Annotated in this window: 1 protein-coding gene; it reads left to right on the top strand. The window is 36.2% G+C overall.

Going from position 1 to position 392, the window contains the following annotated elements; all coding sequences use genetic code 11:
• Positions 1-392 (top strand): thioester domain-containing protein (locus R2R70_RS19130; RefSeq protein WP_410978770.1); only part of this gene is annotated, 392 nt, incomplete at both ends.

Genomic DNA, 392 nt, shown 5'->3' with positions numbered 1-392 from the left:
ATAGAATATAAAGGTGCTATTTCCTTTCGTGGTTCAGTTGTCGGGGATTTTAGGGTGAATGGTTTGCAAACTTTTTGTTTTCAACACTCGAAGCAGTCACCTCCTACTGGTTCTAAATATAAAGAAGCAACGCCATATGATAATGCGAAGGTGCAAAGGGCTTTGTATTATGGTTGGGGTGGAGAGGAAAACATCTTTAAGAATAAGAATGAAGGGATTGTTACTACTTCATTAATTCTGGATAGGATATATTCAGGTGGAGATTCCGGCAAAAATTTACCTAAATATGATAAGCTTTGGGACTTAGTGGTGAATGGTGAAAGTCTAAATTCAGATGTTGATTTTAGTCTTAAAAATCTGTCGGTTAGTGTTAAGGGTAATAAACAAATCTC

Origin of the sequence: Cobetia sp. SIMBA_158 (assembly GCF_046566945.1) — a bacterium.
Lineage (GTDB): Bacteria > Pseudomonadota > Gammaproteobacteria > Pseudomonadales > Halomonadaceae > Cobetia > Cobetia amphilecti.
The sequence above is the reverse complement of the archived record's forward strand: the minus strand, read 5'-3'. Positions and strand labels throughout refer to the sequence as shown.